The 16,710-nt window shown below is 42.1% G+C and carries 20 protein-coding genes; 11 read left to right on the top strand and 9 right to left on the bottom strand.

The features are described 5' to 3' along the window. Positions 1–6: 6 nt before the first annotated feature. The gene (gene rlmF / locus POV26_RS06385; RefSeq protein ID WP_272855642.1) at positions 7–852 is read left to right on the top strand and encodes a 23S rRNA (adenine(1618)-N(6))-methyltransferase RlmF; all 846 of its coding nucleotides are present in this window, start codon (positions 7–9) and stop codon (positions 850–852) included. Positions 853–869: 17 nt separating this feature from the next. Here rlmF and POV26_RS06380 read toward each other — a convergent pair whose 3' ends face one another. Continuing rightward, positions 870–1,202, bottom strand: coding sequence for a hypothetical protein (locus POV26_RS06380; RefSeq protein ID WP_272855641.1), 333 nt, complete (start codon positions 1,200–1,202; stop codon positions 870–872). A gap of 122 nt (positions 1,203–1,324) precedes the next feature. Between POV26_RS06380 and POV26_RS06375 the strand changes: the two genes are divergently transcribed. Beyond that, positions 1,325–1,780, top strand: coding sequence for a DUF1801 domain-containing protein (locus tag POV26_RS06375; protein WP_272855640.1), 456 nt, complete (start codon positions 1,325–1,327; stop codon positions 1,778–1,780). A gap of 140 nt (positions 1,781–1,920) precedes the next feature. Next, complete coding sequence (locus tag POV26_RS06370) at positions 1,921–2,607, top strand: DUF1853 family protein (protein WP_272855639.1); 687 nt, start codon at positions 1,921–1,923, stop codon at positions 2,605–2,607. Positions 2,608–2,644: 37 nt separating this feature from the next. Here POV26_RS06370 and POV26_RS06365 read toward each other — a convergent pair whose 3' ends face one another. From POV26_RS06365 to POV26_RS06345, 5 genes are all read right to left on the bottom strand, one after another. Then, complete coding sequence (locus POV26_RS06365; protein WP_272855638.1) at positions 2,645–4,036, bottom strand: M20/M25/M40 family metallo-hydrolase; 1,392 nt, start codon at positions 4,034–4,036, stop codon at positions 2,645–2,647. A gap of 51 nt (positions 4,037–4,087) precedes the next feature. Beyond that, positions 4,088–4,966, bottom strand: a complete 879-nt coding sequence (locus POV26_RS06360; RefSeq protein ID WP_272855637.1) for a PPK2 family polyphosphate kinase — start codon at positions 4,964–4,966, stop codon at positions 4,088–4,090. A 187-nt stretch (positions 4,967–5,153) separates the two neighbouring features. Then, positions 5,154–6,317: a sigma-54-dependent transcriptional regulator gene (locus POV26_RS06355; protein WP_272855636.1), complete on the bottom strand. Its 1,164-nt coding sequence runs from the start codon at positions 6,315–6,317 to the stop codon at positions 5,154–5,156. Positions 6,318–6,446: 129 nt separating this feature from the next. Next, positions 6,447–7,754 (bottom strand): ABC transporter permease, encoded by a 1,308-nt coding sequence (locus POV26_RS06350; RefSeq protein WP_272855635.1) that lies wholly within the window; start codon positions 7,752–7,754, stop codon positions 6,447–6,449. Positions 7,755–7,760: 6 nt separating this feature from the next. Further along, positions 7,761–8,687, bottom strand: coding sequence for an ABC transporter ATP-binding protein (locus POV26_RS06345; protein WP_272855634.1), 927 nt, complete (start codon positions 8,685–8,687; stop codon positions 7,761–7,763). A gap of 186 nt (positions 8,688–8,873) precedes the next feature. On the opposite strand from POV26_RS06345, the gene POV26_RS06340 reads away from it, so the two are divergent. From POV26_RS06340 to POV26_RS06315, 6 genes are all read left to right on the top strand, one after another. After that, a complete protein-coding gene (locus POV26_RS06340) occupies positions 8,874–9,272 on the top strand; it encodes a transposase (RefSeq protein ID WP_272855633.1) in 399 nt (132 codons plus the stop codon). Then, complete coding sequence (locus POV26_RS06335) at positions 9,269–9,703, top strand: MATE family efflux transporter (RefSeq protein WP_272855632.1); 435 nt, start codon at positions 9,269–9,271, stop codon at positions 9,701–9,703. The genes POV26_RS06340 and POV26_RS06335 overlap by 4 nt, the downstream gene beginning before the upstream one ends. Positions 9,704–9,857: 154 nt before the next feature. Then, complete coding sequence (locus POV26_RS06330; protein WP_045080620.1) at positions 9,858–10,088, top strand: hypothetical protein; 231 nt, start codon at positions 9,858–9,860, stop codon at positions 10,086–10,088. 217 nt (positions 10,089–10,305) lie between these two features. Next, the gene (locus tag POV26_RS06325; RefSeq protein ID WP_272855631.1) at positions 10,306–10,524 is read left to right on the top strand and encodes a UPF0175 family protein; all 219 of its coding nucleotides are present in this window, start codon (positions 10,306–10,308) and stop codon (positions 10,522–10,524) included. Next, a complete protein-coding gene (locus tag POV26_RS06320) occupies positions 10,517–10,975 on the top strand; it encodes a PIN domain-containing protein (RefSeq protein WP_272855630.1) in 459 nt (152 codons plus the stop codon). Before POV26_RS06325 ends, POV26_RS06320 begins: the two co-directional genes overlap by 8 nt. After that, positions 10,975–11,550 (top strand): phosphatase PAP2 family protein, encoded by a 576-nt coding sequence (locus POV26_RS06315; protein WP_272855629.1) that lies wholly within the window; start codon positions 10,975–10,977, stop codon positions 11,548–11,550. The genes POV26_RS06320 and POV26_RS06315 overlap by 1 nt, the downstream gene beginning before the upstream one ends. Before the next feature lie 32 nt (positions 11,551–11,582). Here the strand turns inward: POV26_RS06315 and POV26_RS06310 are convergent, their stop codons facing one another. Genes POV26_RS06310 through POV26_RS06300 form a run of 3 tightly spaced genes read right to left on the bottom strand, consistent with a single transcriptional unit; the run spans position 11,583 to position 14,537 of the window. After that, positions 11,583–13,208, bottom strand: coding sequence for an ArnT family glycosyltransferase (locus tag POV26_RS06310; RefSeq protein WP_272855628.1), 1,626 nt, complete (start codon positions 13,206–13,208; stop codon positions 11,583–11,585). After that, positions 13,198–13,830: a lipid-A-disaccharide synthase N-terminal domain-containing protein gene (locus tag POV26_RS06305; RefSeq protein WP_272855627.1), complete on the bottom strand. Its 633-nt coding sequence runs from the start codon at positions 13,828–13,830 to the stop codon at positions 13,198–13,200. The genes POV26_RS06310 and POV26_RS06305 overlap by 11 nt, the downstream gene beginning before the upstream one ends. Beyond that, positions 13,827–14,537, bottom strand: coding sequence for a glycosyltransferase family 2 protein (locus POV26_RS06300; RefSeq protein ID WP_272855626.1), 711 nt, complete (start codon positions 14,535–14,537; stop codon positions 13,827–13,829). The genes POV26_RS06305 and POV26_RS06300 overlap by 4 nt, the downstream gene beginning before the upstream one ends. Before the next feature lie 148 nt (positions 14,538–14,685). Here POV26_RS06300 and POV26_RS06295 point away from each other — a divergent pair, with 148 nt between their 5' ends. Then, complete coding sequence (locus POV26_RS06295; RefSeq protein WP_272855625.1) at positions 14,686–15,624, top strand: NAD-dependent epimerase/dehydratase family protein; 939 nt, start codon at positions 14,686–14,688, stop codon at positions 15,622–15,624. Between the two features lie 29 nt (positions 15,625–15,653). Further along, positions 15,654–16,682, top strand: a complete 1,029-nt coding sequence (locus POV26_RS06290) for a helix-turn-helix domain-containing protein (protein WP_272855624.1) — start codon at positions 15,654–15,656, stop codon at positions 16,680–16,682. Positions 16,683–16,710: the final 28 nt, after the last annotated feature.

Raw genomic sequence — 16,710 nt, 5'->3', positions numbered from 1 at the left:
ACCCCCGTGCATCCAAAAAACCCATTCAACCAAGCCTATAATTTCGAAAAACTTACCGAAGCGCATCCGCCATTAAAACCTTTCGTTTTTGAATATGAATACGGCAACAAAACCGTAAAATTTGCCAACCACGAAGCTGTTAAAACACTGAACACCGCACTGCTAAAAGCACATTTCGGCATATCCCATTGGCATATCCCAGAAGGCAATCTTTGTCCGCCAATTCCCGGCAGGTTAGATTATTTGTTGCACGTGGCAGATTTAATTCCCAAAACGGAAATCCATTTGCTGGATATTGGCACTGGCGCCAACCTCATCTATCCTATTTTGGCTACTCGCCACTTTAATTGGAAATGCACGGCCAGCGAAGTAAACCCCGATTCCCTAAACAATGCGCAGGAAATAATTGATAGAAATCCCAATTTAAAGGATATTGAATTGCGGCACCAAAAGTTCAAAAGCCATATTTTGGAACACATCATCCAACCAACGGATGTTTTTGATGCGGTGGTCTGCAACCCGCCCTTTTTTAAAAACCGAACCAATGCCGAAAAAAGCAACCGCCGCAAGTATAAAAACCTTGAATTAAGCGCAGCCAAATCCCAGAATTTCGGAGGTTTGGGCAATGAGTTATGGTACAAAGGTGGCGAAGTGGCATTCGTTAAAAAGATGGCTGAGGAAAGCGAACGATTTAAGATGCAGGTGAATTGGTTTACCGCGCTAATTTCACAAAAGGAAAATCTGAAAGATATTAAAAGGGCCATCAACAAAACCAAGCCTTCCGAAGTAAGAATAATAGAAATGGAACAGGGCAACAAACAAAGCCGCTTTGTTGCGTGGACGTTTCAATAGAACCGCCTTAACGCGGACTACCTTTTTTTCCTGAAAATATAACTCATCCAAACCGGATCGTTATCATCAGAAACCACAGATTGGCGATCCAAAAACTCCCAGTCGTGGGCGTTCATATAATTTAGCAGGGTGGAAGTTTCATCAATATCCTCAATTTCATCAATAGAGATATTTTGCCCAATGAGCGAAGTCTGCTCCTCCACTTTTATGCGCTTTACCTTGCCGCGGTTGTTCGCTTTTTGGACCACAATAATTTCAAGAAAATTATACTTGGTTATTTCTTGGGAATACCCTTCTGCGGCAAAAAACAAGAAAAGGGCAGTTATAAAAAATGTTGTAAATTTTTTCATCCGTTTATATTTCTATGTAAAGTACAATTAAAATTCGTTGTGGCAAAAAGGAATTTTATCGTCAATCCCAACAAATATTGTTCAACAAAATCGTTTAACTTTGAACTTTAAACTTTTCAAAAATGCAATCCACAGCCACCACCCCAGACCAATACATCGCCGAACTGCCCGAAGACCGGAAGGAAGTTATGCAAACGCTACGCGAAACGATAAAGAAAAACCTCCCCGACGGTTTTGAGGAAACCCTCCAATACGGAATGATAAGTTATGTGGTGCCGCACAGCATCTACCCGGCCGGGTACCATTGCAAACCTAGCGATGCCCTGCCCTTTATGAGCATTGCTTCACAGAAAAACCATATCGCTTTTTACCACATGGGCCTATACAGCGATCCGCGTTTGCTCAAATGGTTTACCGAGGAATATCCCAAACACGCAAAGGGAAAACTGGACATGGGCAAAAGCTGCATCCGCTTCAAAAACCCTAAAAACATTCCGTTTGATTTATTTGGGGAACTAACCACAAAAATTTCAGTTCATGATTGGATTGCAAAATATGAAAGCGAAATAAAACGATAGCCATCAAAAAAACCAACCTACTAAAGCATTTCATAAACGCACCCGATCTAAAAATAAATTCGGAGAACTACCCCTTTGAAAATTTTGAATTTTTAGATGAAGAGTTATACGGAAACGGCTTTAATTTTCCTATAAATTCCGTGCTCGGAATGCAGGCCGAGGCGTGTTTTGAAGCCTATCTTCAACAATCAAACAACTTTGAATTGCTTTCCGCCAATCTTCAAATCCATACTTTTACTTCGCTCACGAACCCAAGCGAAAAGGAAACCTTGGGCGAGTTGGACTATATAGTTCGAAATCTTAAAACCGAAAAAGTCGTCCACATAGAATTGGCGTGTAAGTTTTATTTATACGACGACTCAGCCGATATTTCCGAAGCGGAAAAATGGATTGGCCCCAACCGAAAGGACAGTCTTTTTGAGAAGCTTGAAAAATTAAGGCAGAAACAATTCCCCTTGTTGAAAAGACCGGAAACGCTACAAAAATTAGAGGCTCTTGGCATTCCGAAACCATCTTCGCAGCAATTGTGCTTAAAAGGATTTTTATTTATTCCGAAGAATATGAACCGCGAATCTTTTCCAAAGAATATTCAGGATTGCATTGTAGGCCACTACATAAAACCAACCGATTTCGAAGAAGAAGAAACAGCCCGCTACGCCATACCGTCAAAAAAAGAATGGCTATTGCCCATAAACGCGATTACCCAATGGTATCCTTTTTCAGAAATAAAACCATTAATAGACGCTCAATTAAGGTTTAAGAAATCTCCATTAATCTATAAAAAAACGCCCCAAAATGTGGAGCGATTCTTTATAACTTGGTGGTAAAACTACCACCAAACTCATAACCCATAACTCTTAACCGCTACTCAACCCCGTATTTATCAAATAGATAAACCAAACTCGCCATAGTGGCCGCTCCCAGTTCCAGTTCGCGTTTGTTCACGGCATCAAAGGTATCGTTGGCCGCGTGGTGATAGTCAAAATACCGTTGGCTATCGGGCCGCAGTCCTGCCAGCACGTTGATATTTCCCTTTAACGGACCGATATCGGCACCGCCGTATCCCTTTTCAAAATAGTGAATCAAGTATGGCTTAAACAAACCTTCCCAAGACTGCACTTTTTTGAAATTTGCGGCATCGGTATCAAATGTAAACCCTCGTGGCGTAAACCCGCCGGCATCGCTTTCCAAGGCAAAACGATGGGTTTCGTTCTTTCTTTTTGCCTCTTCGGCATATTTCTTTCCACCGCGCAGGCCGTTTTCCTCATTCATAAAAAGCACCACGCGAATGGTGTGGTTTGGCTTATAACCCACTTTTTTGAAAAGGCGCAATACTTCCATACTCTGTACACAGCCGGCTCCGTCATCGTGGGCGCCATCGGCGAGGTCCCAACTGTCCAAATGGCCACCTACCACCATATATTCATTGGGTTTTGTACTGCCGGTAATTTCCCCGATTACATTATAGGATTGCACATCGTCAAAAGTCTTGCAATTCTGTTTGAAGTAAAACAACAGATTGGGCTGCAATTTCAGCAGACTGCTTAAATATTCGGCTCCGTTGGTGCTAATTGCCGCGGCCGGTATGCGTTGGTTTACGGGAGTATCGCCATAGCTCATCGCGCCCGTATGCGGAAAATCGTCCATTCTCAAGCTCAGCGAGCGGACAATAACCCCGACGGCGCCAAACTTTGCCGCTTCGGCAGCCCCCGAATAGCGTTGGTCCACGCAGCCGCCATAGGCTTCAAAAGTTTGTATTAATTCGGGCTGCATCGGTCTGTTATAGAAAATAATCTTTCCTTCCAGCTTTTCCCTTCCCAAGGCAGCCAATTCCTCCAGACCTTTTACCTCAACAACTTCCGCCTTTATTCCCAAATTTGGCGTAGGCACGGAACCTCCCAAGGCGCAGATGTTCGTGATGGTTTTATCTCCGGTAGGCGATTCTATATAAGCGTATTCCTTAAAGCCGCGCGTCCATTTCGGGACCATTACGGGTTGAAGCCACACTTTGTCCAAACCGAGTTCCTTCAGTTCTGCTTCGGTGTATTTCACCGCAAGTTCAGCTTCATAGGAACCCGAGAGCCTGCCACCTATTTCATTGGAAAGATAATCCAGCCAATCGTACGCCTTTCCATCGGTTAGAGCGGTGGTGTACAATTTTTTCAGCATAACGGAATCCTGAACGGCGTTCTGCGAAATACTTACGGAAGAAATTAATAATGTGAAAAGTAATGTGGGGAGGAGCGAAATTTTCATTTATACAATTTTATGGGAATTAGTTCCTTGTTGCACTAAAGGGATGCTAAATTAATCATTTTTAAGCCGTTCGCGGTATTCCGAAATCTTGGCCTTTATTTCATCGTCCAGTTCCGGTTCTTTTATGTCTTTGTATTTTTTTAGTTCCTGCAGCATAATTTCGGCCACAATTACCCGCGAGGTTTCCTTGTCATCCGCAGGAATAATGTACCAAGGCGCGTGCGGCTTTGAGGTGCGGTTGATGGCTTCCTCATAACATTTTCTGTAATCTTCCCAAAGTTCCCTTTCATCCAAGTCGCCGGGAGAGAATTTCCAGTTTTTTTCGGGTTTGTCCAGCCTGCGGAGTTGGCGGTGCTTTTGTTCGTCTTTGGAAAGGTTTAAAAAGAATTTGAAAATAATGGTCCCGTTCTGCTGAATGGTCTTTTCAAAATCATTTATCTGCTGAAAACGCCTATCCCAGAACGCTTCATCAATATCGTCCAAACTGTTTACATCGGGCAAATTTTCACCGAGAATATAGTCGGGATGCACGCGTGTTACCAAAACATTTTCATAATGCGTTCTGTTAAAAACCCCAAACTTTCCGCGTTCGGGCAAGGCCACATAGTGTCGCCAAAGATAATCGTGTCTTTTTTCAAGCGCCGTGGGCGTTTTAAAACTGTGCACCACCACCCCACGGGCGTTGAAATCCTTAAAGACTTCGCGAATAAGGCTGTCCTTGCCAGCCGTATCCATTCCCTGCAGACAGACCAACACGGCGTATTTTCCGTGGGCGTAAAGCGTATCCTGGAGCTTGCCCAATTTTTTACGGGTGTCCTCCAAATGGTCTTCCAACTCTTTTTCGGAAGCGTCCAAATCCCAATCGTTTTTAGTGCCGTCCAGTTTAATGGGCCCGGTAACTTTAAAGTCTTCGATTTTTACGTCTTTCATATTTCTTAAAAGATATTTATGATTGCTAAATACATTAAAACGAGTTTTACTTATTGATAATTGACGCAATCCCGGTGTAAGCCGAGGGTGCACCGCAGGATACGCACTACCCCGGAGACGCACTACCCCGGAGACGCCGGCCCCGGAGACGCACGGCCCCGGAGACGCACGGCCGTGCGTCTCTACGTTATTTACTTGCGAAAAGCTTCACATCTTCCTCGCTGATTTCCTTTCCGCCTAGGATAATCAGGCGTTCCACAACATTTCGCAATTCGCGGATATTTCCTGTCCAGTCGTATTCCTGCAATAGCTTAATCGCTTTTGCGGAAAATTTCTTCTTTGCCGTACCGTGTTCGGAGCTAATTTTTTCGGAAAAATAATCAACCAACAGCGGAATGTCATCCCTTCTATCGTTTAAAGGGGGAACTTTTATAAGAATAACCGCAAGTCGATGGTACAAATCCTCGCGGAAACGGCCTTCGTCTATTTCTTTCTTTAAATCTTTATTGGTGGCCGTAATAACACGTACATCAACCTTTATATCTCGATCGCTACCCACGCGCTGCACCTTGTTTTCCTGTAAGGCGCGCAGTACCTTGGCCTGTGCGGAAAGGCTCATATCGCCCACTTCGTCCAAGAAAATGGTGCCTCCGTTCGCTGCCTCAAATTTTCCCGCGCGGTCTTTATTTGCCGAGGTAAACGCCCCTTTCACATGGCCGAAAAGTTCGCTCTCGATCAATTCACTGGGGATTGCGGCACAGTTTACCTCAATCATCGGGCCGTTGCTGCGCTCGCTTTTTTGGTGAAGCCAATGCGCCACCAGCTCTTTTCCGGTGCCGTTGGGACCGGTAATAAGAACGCGGGCTTCGGTGGGTGCCACTTTTTCAATCATTTCTTTTATGCGGCCAATCTCTTCCGATTCGCCAACCATTTCATAATTTTTTGAAACTTTCTTTTTGAGGCGGGTGTTTTCAACTACAAGTTCCTTTCGATCCAAAGCGATGCGTACCGTATTTAGCAAACGGTTTAAATCTGGCGGTTTCGAAATATAGTCGAATGCGCCCATCTTCATAGTATTCACCGCTGTTTCCAAATCGCCGTGGCCGGAAATCATAACCATCGGTATTTCGGGTTTTATCTTTTTTACGGCTTCCAAAACCTCCACGCCGTCCATTTTGGGCATTTTGATATCGCAAAGCACCAAATCGAAATCTTCCTTTTTGAGGATTTCCATTCCGGCAAGGCCATCTTCGGCCTCAAACACCTCGTAACCCTGGTTTTCCTCGGAAAGGATTTTCACCAAAACCCTTCGTATTGCTGCTTCGTCTTCTATTATAAGTATTCTTGGCATTTGATTGTTTTTTAATTGGACATAAGATTAAAGGACGTAGGAGGTAGGACTAATGATATTTTTAGAAATTACATATTATCTCTATATTTTTTAGTCCTACGCTCTAAATACACTGTCTTAAGCCACTTTTTAATATTTAAGCCATTTAAAAATCTCTTTATAAGTTGGTTTTTTTCCGTACATCAAAATCCCAACGCGATATATTTTGGCAGCAAACCATACCATTCCGATAAAAGTACCAAAAAGAAGCACTACCGAAAGAATCTGTTGCCAAATAGGAACGCCAAACGGAATGCGCATTAACATTACTACCGGCGAGGTAAAAGGAATGTATGAAAACACTTGTGAAACAGTGCCGTGCGGATTGTCAATTACCGTGAAAAAACCTACATAAACCGCCAAAATTAGCGGCATTAAAATAGGCATCATAAATTGTTGGGTGTCTGTCTCGCTATCAACGGCCGCGCCAACGGAGGCGTAAAGTGAGGCGTACAGCAAATAACCGCCCACAAAGAAAAGGATAAACATCACAATTAAGTTTGCGATTGGCAGATTATTTATTTCCAGCATTATATCGTGCAGCACCTGTTGCGTTCCGCCATCTACGCTATTTTCAATAACTTGTTGTGAAGGTGAGGCTGCGGCGGGGTCAATTCCAAAAATCGAGGTTACGGCTGTCATCAAAACCAAGATTAGGACCACCCAGACCAAAAACTGTGTAATTCCTGCCAAGGTGGTACCGAATATTTTTCCCAAAAGCAAAACACGCGGTTTTACGGATGAAATAATAACTTCAATGACCCGGCTGGTTTTTTCTTCAATTACACTGCGCATAATCATATTGCCATAAATAATGATGAACATAAAGAGCAGGTAACCTGCGGCGCCCCCAAAAGCCAATTTTAAACCGGAACCCAGTTTGGACGTTTCCTTCCCCTTAAAAGTTTCCTGGTTGGCATTAATGTTTATGTGGAGACTTTTTATGGTTTCGGAATCAATTCCTGCTTCTTTCAGCTTTAGTGTGTTTACCTTGGTTTCCAACATATCGTTGATGTTGCTCATCATTGATAGCGAAGGCGAATCTTCAGAATAAAAAGTGATTTTTTTGGAAAGGTCTTCCAAATTTTCAGTTTTCGGAATGTAGAGCAGGCCATAAATTTCTTCCGCTTCGGCTTCCTTCTTTGCGGCTTCCAAGGAAACATTATGCAGTATTTTATATTGGGTATGCGGCGAACTTTGGAATTCTTCCATAAACAATCCGCTTTCGTCCAAAACCGATATTTTACGAACTGTGTCGCTGTTCAAATTGGACAAATAGGCGACCAAGGCAAAAATACCCACAAAAATAAACGGGCTCAAAAACGTCATGATTATGAACGATTTGTTGCGGACTTTGGTAAGGTATTCCCTTTTTATTATGAGCGGAAGATGGTTCATTATAATTTAATTTTTTTGGATGGTTTCAATAAAAATATCGCTGGCCGAAGGAATTACTTCCACAAAATGGGTCAATTGTCCCTGTGAGGTGAGATAGTTTACAAAATCGTTCGTAGAAACAGAATCCGGCACTCTCACTTTGTATTGCAGCTCGTCGTTGATGCTTTTGAAAGTTGCCGGTAAAATTTCAAATTTTTCCTTCAGCGAAGCCGAAACGGCCGCATGGTTAGGTGTTATCAGGCCAATCTCAAACATGTTGCTTCGGTATTGCCGTTTAATATCTATCAATTTCCCGTCAAGTATTTTATTGGATTTGTGGATTAATGCAATATGGTCGCACATTTCCTCAACAGATTCCATCCGGTGTGTTGAAAAAATTACGGTTGCGCCCTCGTCGCGAAGTTTTAAAATTTCATCTTTTATGAGGTTGGCGTTTATGGGGTCGAAACCGCTAAAAGGCTCGTCAAAAATCAGCAGTTTCGGTTTGTGGAGCACGGTAACCACAAACTGGATTTTCTGTGCCATCCCTTTGGAAAGTTCCTGTATTTTTTTGTCCCACCAATCGCCAATTTGCAAACGGTCAAACCAATATTTAAGCCGCTCTTTTGCTTCCTGTTTTGAAAGTCCTTTTAGTTGTGCCAAATACAAAGCCTGTTCCCCTACTTTCATCGTTTTGTAAAGTCCGCGTTCCTCAGGTAAATAGCCAATGTATTTAATATGATTTGGTTGCAGCGGTTCGCCATCCAAAATGACCGAGCCAGTGTCTGGCATCGTAATTTGGTTTACGATTCTGATCAAGGTTGTTTTTCCGGCACCGTTTGGTCCCAATAGCCCGAAGATGCTCCCTTTTTCTACTTCTATGGAAACGTTGTTAAGCGCTTTATAATTACCATAGATTTTGGAAACATTGTTGACCACTAAAAGTTTTTCCATGAATTTTGTTTAGAAGTATGTAAAGATATTGAATTGATAAACCCCCAAACCCCAAAGGGGCAAGATTTATGATTTTTTTTAGACAAATGAAAAAGGACGGGTAATGGATGGTGGATACTGGGTGCTGGGTGTTGGTGTACATTGTACATCCCTGATATAGGTTGACCACTTTAAACGTGGAAAACTATGAAAGCAAATGTACGAAGTATTCACAAACAGCGTAAATACTCAAAGGAATTTAAAAAAAGGATTGTTGCAGATTTTGAAAGCGGTAAGTTCAGTGTCCTTCAATTAGAGAAGCTACACGGAGCATCGGAGCAATCCATTTATCGTTGGATCTATAAATTCCCTACCTTTAACGAGAAACGATTCAGAATTATAGAGATGAAAGACAGCAGCAATAAAAAAATGAAGGAGCTCGAAGCTCGGGTAAAAGAGCTGGAAAGTGCCGTTGGTCGTAAGCAGATCAAGATCGACTATCTGGATAAGATGATTGAGATTGCCAAGGATGAGCTTGACATCGACATTAAAAAAAACTTCGGCACCCCACAATCAACTGGTTCCGGGAAAACAAACAAAAAATGAGTTTTTCCCTGAACTTGCTCTTTAATGAATCATTGCCCAAGATATTCCTTGACAATGACAGCGTAGCCGGCTTTGCCGATAATGTGGAAGTGGTAACCATAGCCGCCCAATTGTTGATTATTGCAGCCTTCTTTCAGTTTACCGATGCCTTACAAGTGGTGGCACTTGGCGCCCTTCGCGGAATGCGGGATGTAAAGATCCCAACGGTCATCACCTTTATTGCTTATTGGATTATTGGGTTCCCAACTTTATATTACCTGAGTATGGAAACTTCCTTGGAAAGTATGGGCATTTGGATCGGGTTGCTGGCAGGGCTTTCGGCAAGCGGCATTATGTTATTCATCAGATTTAATTATCTTTCGAAGAAATTGATACGTTTGGGTGCTGGGTGCTGGGTGCTGGGTGAGGGATGCTGGACGCGAAATACTTAAATTTCAAATAAATAACCAAAATCGAAAGAAAAAGAAAAAATAGCGCAAATGAAATTGGAAAAGTACAGACACACGGCCGTGTGTCTCAGCAATAACCCAATAACTGATCCCACACTTAACGCTTAACAAATAACCCTTAACCCCACAAAAAAAAATGGATTTCCCAAAATACCTTCTCGGCGACAATAGCGATTACCCCACGGCAATCTTTGTGATACATACTGAATTTCCGCGTTTCATCATAAATCTGGAAAACGATGAGGTGGAATGGCTTGAGGATTTCGATGCCCAGGACCAAAAGGAACTGGAAACGGAGGCTGAAAATTTAATACAGGGTGCAAACGATTTTTACGATCGGGAGATTGCGAGGTATGATGAGGATTGATCTTTTTGCCACAAATTCACTAATACTGATTTATAATCTTTCCTGAATTCGTGGTGCGAAACTTAGCCACAAAATATTTGTTATCTTTACGTTATGAAATGCCCTCGGCCGCAGTGGATGTAAACTCGCCGAAGATATCCCTATGTTGTCTGGATGGGTATTCCATCGCTTTTACTGAGCGAAGTCGAAGTATCCGCTTATTAAATAGTTACTACAGATGAAAAAGATAGAAATAAACATACCCGAGTCTGTTGATGAGAAAAAATTTAAAATGGAAATAGCAGCATTCCTTTTTGAAAAGCAAGTTCTTTCCTCTGGACAAGCTGCCAAAATGATAGGGATTTCAAGAAGAGAATTCTTAGAGAATGTTGGTAAATATGGAGTTTCCATTTTCGGTGAAACATGGGAAGATTTAGAAAAATTAATGAATGGATAAAACCGTCATTTCCGATACCAGTTGTCTAATCTCTTTAAATAAGCTTGGATTACTCCATTTACTCAAACTATTATATGATAAAATTACTATCACTCCAGAAGTAAAACTTGAGTGGGGAAAACCTTTGCCCAATTGGTTTATTGAAAATCATGCAGAGAATAAAGAATTGCAATCGAAGCTTGAGGGTAAACTTGGAAAAGGGGAAGCAAGCAGTATTGTCTTGGCTCTTGAACAGCAACCATCGATTGTAATTATTGATGAAATAAAAGCTAGAAAAATTGCTCAAACGTATAATTTAGAGATTATTGGAACTTTGGGAATTCTAATTCTCGCCTTTAAAAATGGTTCTTTAAACAATTTGGAGAATACGCTTCTCCAATTGAAATCGAATGGATTTAGAGTTTCAGATGCTCTTCTTCAAAATATTATTGAATCTAGTAAGTCAAAATAATGCTCGACCAACTCCTAAACTACGACACCGAACTCTTCCTCTTCCTAAACAATCTGGGAAATACCTCCTGGGACGGCTTTTGGCGGTTTGTTACCGAAAAATGGTCGTCAATCCCCATTTATGCCTTGCTGCTTTATTTGATTTTTAAAAATTATGGATGGAAGGGAACCTTGGTGATAGTAGTTTGCGTAGCCTTAATGATTACCGCCACCGACCAAATTGCCAACCTATTTAAATACGGCGTGAAACGTCCGCGCCCTTGCCAAGTGGAAGAATTAAAAGCAGTAATGCGATTCGTGGCCGACGGTTGCGGAAGGTATGGCTATTTTTCGGCACATGCGGCTAGTTCGATGGCAGCGGCCGTTTTTCTTGGATTGAGCCTACAAAAATGGTACAAATATTTACCATTCCTTTTGTTGCTTTGGGCAGTAATTACAGGTTATAGCCGTATTTATTTGGGCGTTCATTATCCATTGGATGTAATTTCGGGAATGGCCTTTGGTGGGTTGACGGGTTGGTTGTTTTATCTTATACAGAAGTGGGGGCAGCGGAAGTTTAAAACACAAAAAACCTAACAGGTTTTCAAAACCTGTTAGGTTTGATAGCATCACTTCTTGGAAACAATAAACAATTCCCGATATAGTCTCGTTTTATGCGTGCGGCTGTCCGGTCCCTTCGGATTCATATCGTAACGGGCAATATGCTCTCTTTTGAAGTTGGGGTAAACTTCCTTAAAATGCTCTAAACTTTCTTCCGAAACCAAAACCCCGAAGCGGTCTTCGGCAGGGGTAATAAATTCACCGTCTTTATTTAGCATTTCCATCTTTTCGCCGTAATCCCAAATAAGTTCGGGCGTCATTCCTGAAAATTCGTAGATTTTTATGTTCTCTTTTTCTTCAAAATTGTGCAATTCAGAAAACGGTTTGTAATCTGGGTTTATGGTTATGGCCTTGCTCAGCGGTAGGCCGAACCAAATTACGGCAACAATAAAAGCAATGGTTAAATAAAAAACGGTTGCAATTTTTCTTCGGAAAAGGTTTCGGAACATAAAAATTCCGATGGAAAACAAAGCGAGGGAAAGCAGCACGAACCAAACCCAGTTTCCCGCAATTCCGTCCTTCAGAAAAATATAGCCGCCAACGGGAAAGGCAATTCCTATAAAGGCAATTAAACCGAAGTTGAAATAGACTGGAATCGTTTCGCGATTATCTTTCAACTCTTTAAATCTTCGGAAAAGATATTCAATATAAAACCCTGTGTTCAGCGCCATCGGAATTAAGACTGGCAATAGATAGCGCGATTTTTTTTCGGGAATCAGGGAAAGTAAAATCACCGAAAGCATCGTCCAAAGAAAGGTAAACAGATATGCCTTTTTATTGAAAACACGATTTTTTAAATAGGGGTAGAGCAGGGCTATAAATGCGGGAATGGTCCAAACGCCGCTCTGTGTAAAAAAGCTCCAGTAATAGTAAAACGGTTTTGTTTCGTAGCTTATCCAGTTGGTGGTTTCCTTTTTGGTAATTTCTGCCGCGGCCGGATCAAAGGTCAGCGTGTACCAATGCCACCAAGACGAAACCACAAAAGCCACGGAAAAAAAGGCAAGGAGTGGCAACCAACGCGTTTTAAAATTTCTGTATTTGTAAACAATTCCGAAGGCAATCAAAAAGGGCAGGAGCAGGGCGTAGAGCGATACTGGGCCTTTGCTCAAAAACGAACAGCCAAAAAAGAGTCCCGCTAAAAGTGCGTTTCGGTATTTGTGGGTTTCTTTTGTGAAAAATAAGTAAAGCAGATAAATACAGATCGCCATAAACCCGTGGGTGTAAATATCCCACTGCCCATCGCGGGCGGAGGCAACGATGTAAAAGGAGGTCGCCATTATCAGCGAACTTATAAAAGCATATAACTTTTCCGAAGTAAGTTTTTTGGCGAGTTTATACGAAAACAGCACGAGAAAAAGCGTCATAATCGCCGCTGGCAGCCGCAAAGCCCAAACCGATTTTATTCCGAAAATCGCCGCGGAGAAAGCAGTAAGCCAAGTGGGAAGCGGGGGTTTTTGGTAACGCGGTTCGCCGTTGATGGTTGTGAGTAGCCAATGGCCGTCATTCAGCATTTCGCGGGCAGTGATGAAGTTTCGCGCTTCCATAATATTTACCGGCAGCGAATTTAAATTCACGAAGAAAATAGCGGCGCAGGTGAGCAAAAGAAGTAGTAGATAGTTCCTTTCAAATTTCATAACGTGCCTGTTTTTTCCAAATAAAAATATTTCTCACATAAATAATCAGGCCTGCTATATGGCCCACAAAAAGCACGGGGTCTTTTCTGAAAATGGCATAGGTTAAAATCAGCGAAGCTCCCAAAACGCTCATCCGCCAAAAGCCCACGGGCAATTGCGAGGTTTTTGTTTTTTCGGAAACTATCCATTGATAAACAAAACGAAGGGTAAAAAGTATTTGTGAAATTATCCCCAAAAGTAACAGCCACAGCGGAATGTCTTCATTATTGAAAAGCTTCTCGATGTCGTATTCGCCATTGTTGTAAGCGTAAACAACTATCAAAATTGGAAAAATAAACAGGAAAACTCGCAACCATTTTGGCGATTTCTGCCATTCGCCCTGCAACTGTAAATTTCTGATGTAGATATAATACGTAAGCGCTTGCCCGAGCATAATGGCGAAATCGTCGCGTAAATGCCCATACACAAAAAGCAAAAAAGAAGCGAGCAGGCTCAGTTTCCAAAAAGCAGAGGGAGTAATGATGCGTTTGCTTTTTTCGGAAAGGATCCATTGCACGACAAGCCTTCCGCTGAAAAGGATTTGTGCCAAAAAGCCAATGCCGTACACAATCCAGTTGCTCATCCCTTGCTTTTAATCTCGTAGTTGATGTATTTTTTCTTCATCCAAAGATAGGCGAAACAGTCCATCAAAGGGCCCAACAATCGGTTCCAAAGTCCAAATTTCGCTGTGCCGGCCATTCGCGGAAAATGCTTTACGGGAATCTGTACTATTTTGCCGTTTTGCAAAAGAATCATCGCAGGCAGAAACCGGTGAAGCCCTTTAAACATTGGGATGCGTTTTGCGTAATCGGTCTTTATCACCTTTAGGGGGCAGCCCGTATCGTCCATGCCGTCGTGGGTAAAGGCGCGACGGATACCGTTCGCAATTTTGGACGACATATTTTTTACAAACTTGTCCTTTCTATCAGCGCGGACGCCCGTTACCAAATCGTATTCGCCGATGTGTTTTAGCAACAGGTTGAAATCTTTCGGGTCTGTTTGCAAATCGCTGTCAATATAACCCACCAGCGGACTTTCAGCATAATCAAAACCCGCTTTTATGGCAGCGCTGAGGCCACGATTTTCCTTAAACGAAATGAAATGAAAAGCTTCGTTTCGGTTGCAGATGTCTTCAATCAGCGCTTGGCTGTTGTCCTTGGAACCATCGTTTACAAAAAGAATGGAAGTCTTTTTAGTCGCGATTTTAGTGTATGCGAGTAATTCCTTTTCCACCCGTTGCAGGTTTTCTTCTTCGTTGTAAACGGGCACAATTATGGTGAATTCGTACATTGAGGTTTTTGAAAAGGTTTCTGCAAAAGTAATTTTTTTAGTTTAGAAGTTTATAGGTTTAAAAGTTTATGTGTGTATTTCGGATAATTCATAATAATAAAAGTGATTGCCTAAAAAAGATGCTATTTTTGCAACTGAAACAGATTTTATGAAAGTACTTGTTACGGGCGCGGCTGGTTTCATCGGCTCGCACACTGCGGAAAGATTGAAGAAACTGGGGCACGAGGTAATCGGTATCGATAATTTTTCGCCCTATTACGATCTTGAGCTGAAGAAGCTGAACGCGAAGGCGCTGAGCGAAAAAAACATTGAAGTATATCATTTGGATTTGCGAACGGATAATTTGGCCGATAAACTTCCAAACGACCTCGACTATATTTTCCACTTTGCCGCCCATCCCGGAATCTCGGATAAATCTACTTTTGAGGATTATTTCAGCAATAATATTTTGGCAACGCAGCGTTTGCTTGAGTTTGCTGAAAAGCTTCCTAAGCGACCATTTTTTGTAAACATTGCCACTTCTTCAATTTACGGTTTGGAGGCTACTTTCCCTGAAAGCGTTCCACCAAAACCTGCTTCGTGGTACGGCGTTACCAAGCTCGCCGCAGAGCAATTGGTACTGGCAAAAACCCGTGAACAGAAATTGCAGGGAACGTCCTTTCGGCTCTTTTCCGTTTACGGCCCGCGTGAAAGGCCTGATAAATTGTACACCCGACTGATAGACTGCGGTTTGAACAACAAACCGTTTCCACTTTTTGAAGGCAGCGAAAAGCATTTGCGCAGTTTTACGTACGTGCAGGATATTGTTGACGGAATTGTGAGTGTTTTTGGAAAGGAAAAAATTTGCAACGGAGAAATTTTCAACCTCGGCACCGAAACCGAAAGCACCACGGCACAGGGCATTGCAACGGTGGAGGAAATACTCAAAACAAAAATTGCAACCGAAAGGAAACCGCCCCGCGCTGGCGACCAATCGCGGACCAAAGCAAATATCGACAAGGCCAGAAAATTATTGAACTATAACCCACAGACTACGCTAAAAGCGGGATTGGAGGCGCAGACCGAATGGTTTAAAAATAATTTTTAACTTCGGGCTTCATCCTTTTCCGTTATTAAATGCTGAAAATACTTCAAATAATCATCTTATTGCAAGGGGTTTTCCTTATCGTTGCTTTGATGGCCAACAGGGAAAAATACCAAAAACCCACTTTTTGGTTGCTCATTGGAAGTATTGCGTCCATTATATTTTATATTATTGGCGATGACGACAACGGGTTTTTCGAGGAAAAAGTAGATTGGTTCTTTTTTGACTCTTCATTGTTTATCACTTTTCTGCTGCTGTTTGTAATGTATTTCGTTTCCCAACGCGAAGTTTTTAAACCCCGACATCTGCTCTTCTTTTTGCCCAATCTGCTGTATTTCATCATTGAACTTTACGAGAAATACAACGCCGCTGAAGATATCATGCTTGTTGAAATAATAGAGCTTTTGGTAGAATTAAGCTTTCTGTCGTACTTGCTGTTTACCATTTGGGCTATCCTAAAATCCGATAGGAAGAAATGGATGGCGTTCTTTATTTTTCCTTTGGCCCTTCTTATGGGGCTGTCTTTGGCAAATGAAATTTTGGGATGGTTCAATATTGGGCAGATTCCGTATTTCAGCAATCCCGAAAACAATGCGTTCACCCTTATAATCATTGCTTTTCTTTTCTATTTTATGGCTTGGAAACTGGTAGTGTCACCTTCAGAAATAGTTCCTTTCGCCAAAGTAAAAAAGTATCGGACGTCGGGGCTAAAGGAAGATTTGGTTGAAAATTATACGAAAAAAATCACGGCTTTTATGGAAGAAGAAAAGGGCTTTATGGACAGCAAGCTCTCCCTGACTTCTTTGGCCGAACAGTTGCAAATTCCGAAGCAGTACATCTCTGAAATTTTGAATACCCACATGAATACCAATTTTCAGGATTTTGTGAATAGCTACCGCGTGGAGGCTTTTTTGGAAAGAATGGACGATGCCAACTATTCCAACTTTTCCCTGCTTGGAATTGCCAATGAGGTGGGCTTTAGTTCCAAGTCCAATTTTTACGCTACTTTCAAAAAACACAAAGGCGTTACGCCCACCGAGTACCGAAAATCGCTAAAATAACTGCAAAATATGTCCAACATAACCATAT

The sequence above is a fragment of the Aequorivita todarodis genome, assembly GCF_028561335.1.
Classification (GTDB): Bacteria; Bacteroidota; Bacteroidia; order Flavobacteriales; family Flavobacteriaceae; genus Aequorivita; species Aequorivita todarodis.
The sequence above is the reverse complement of the archived record's forward strand: the minus strand, read 5'-3'. Positions and strand labels throughout refer to the sequence as shown.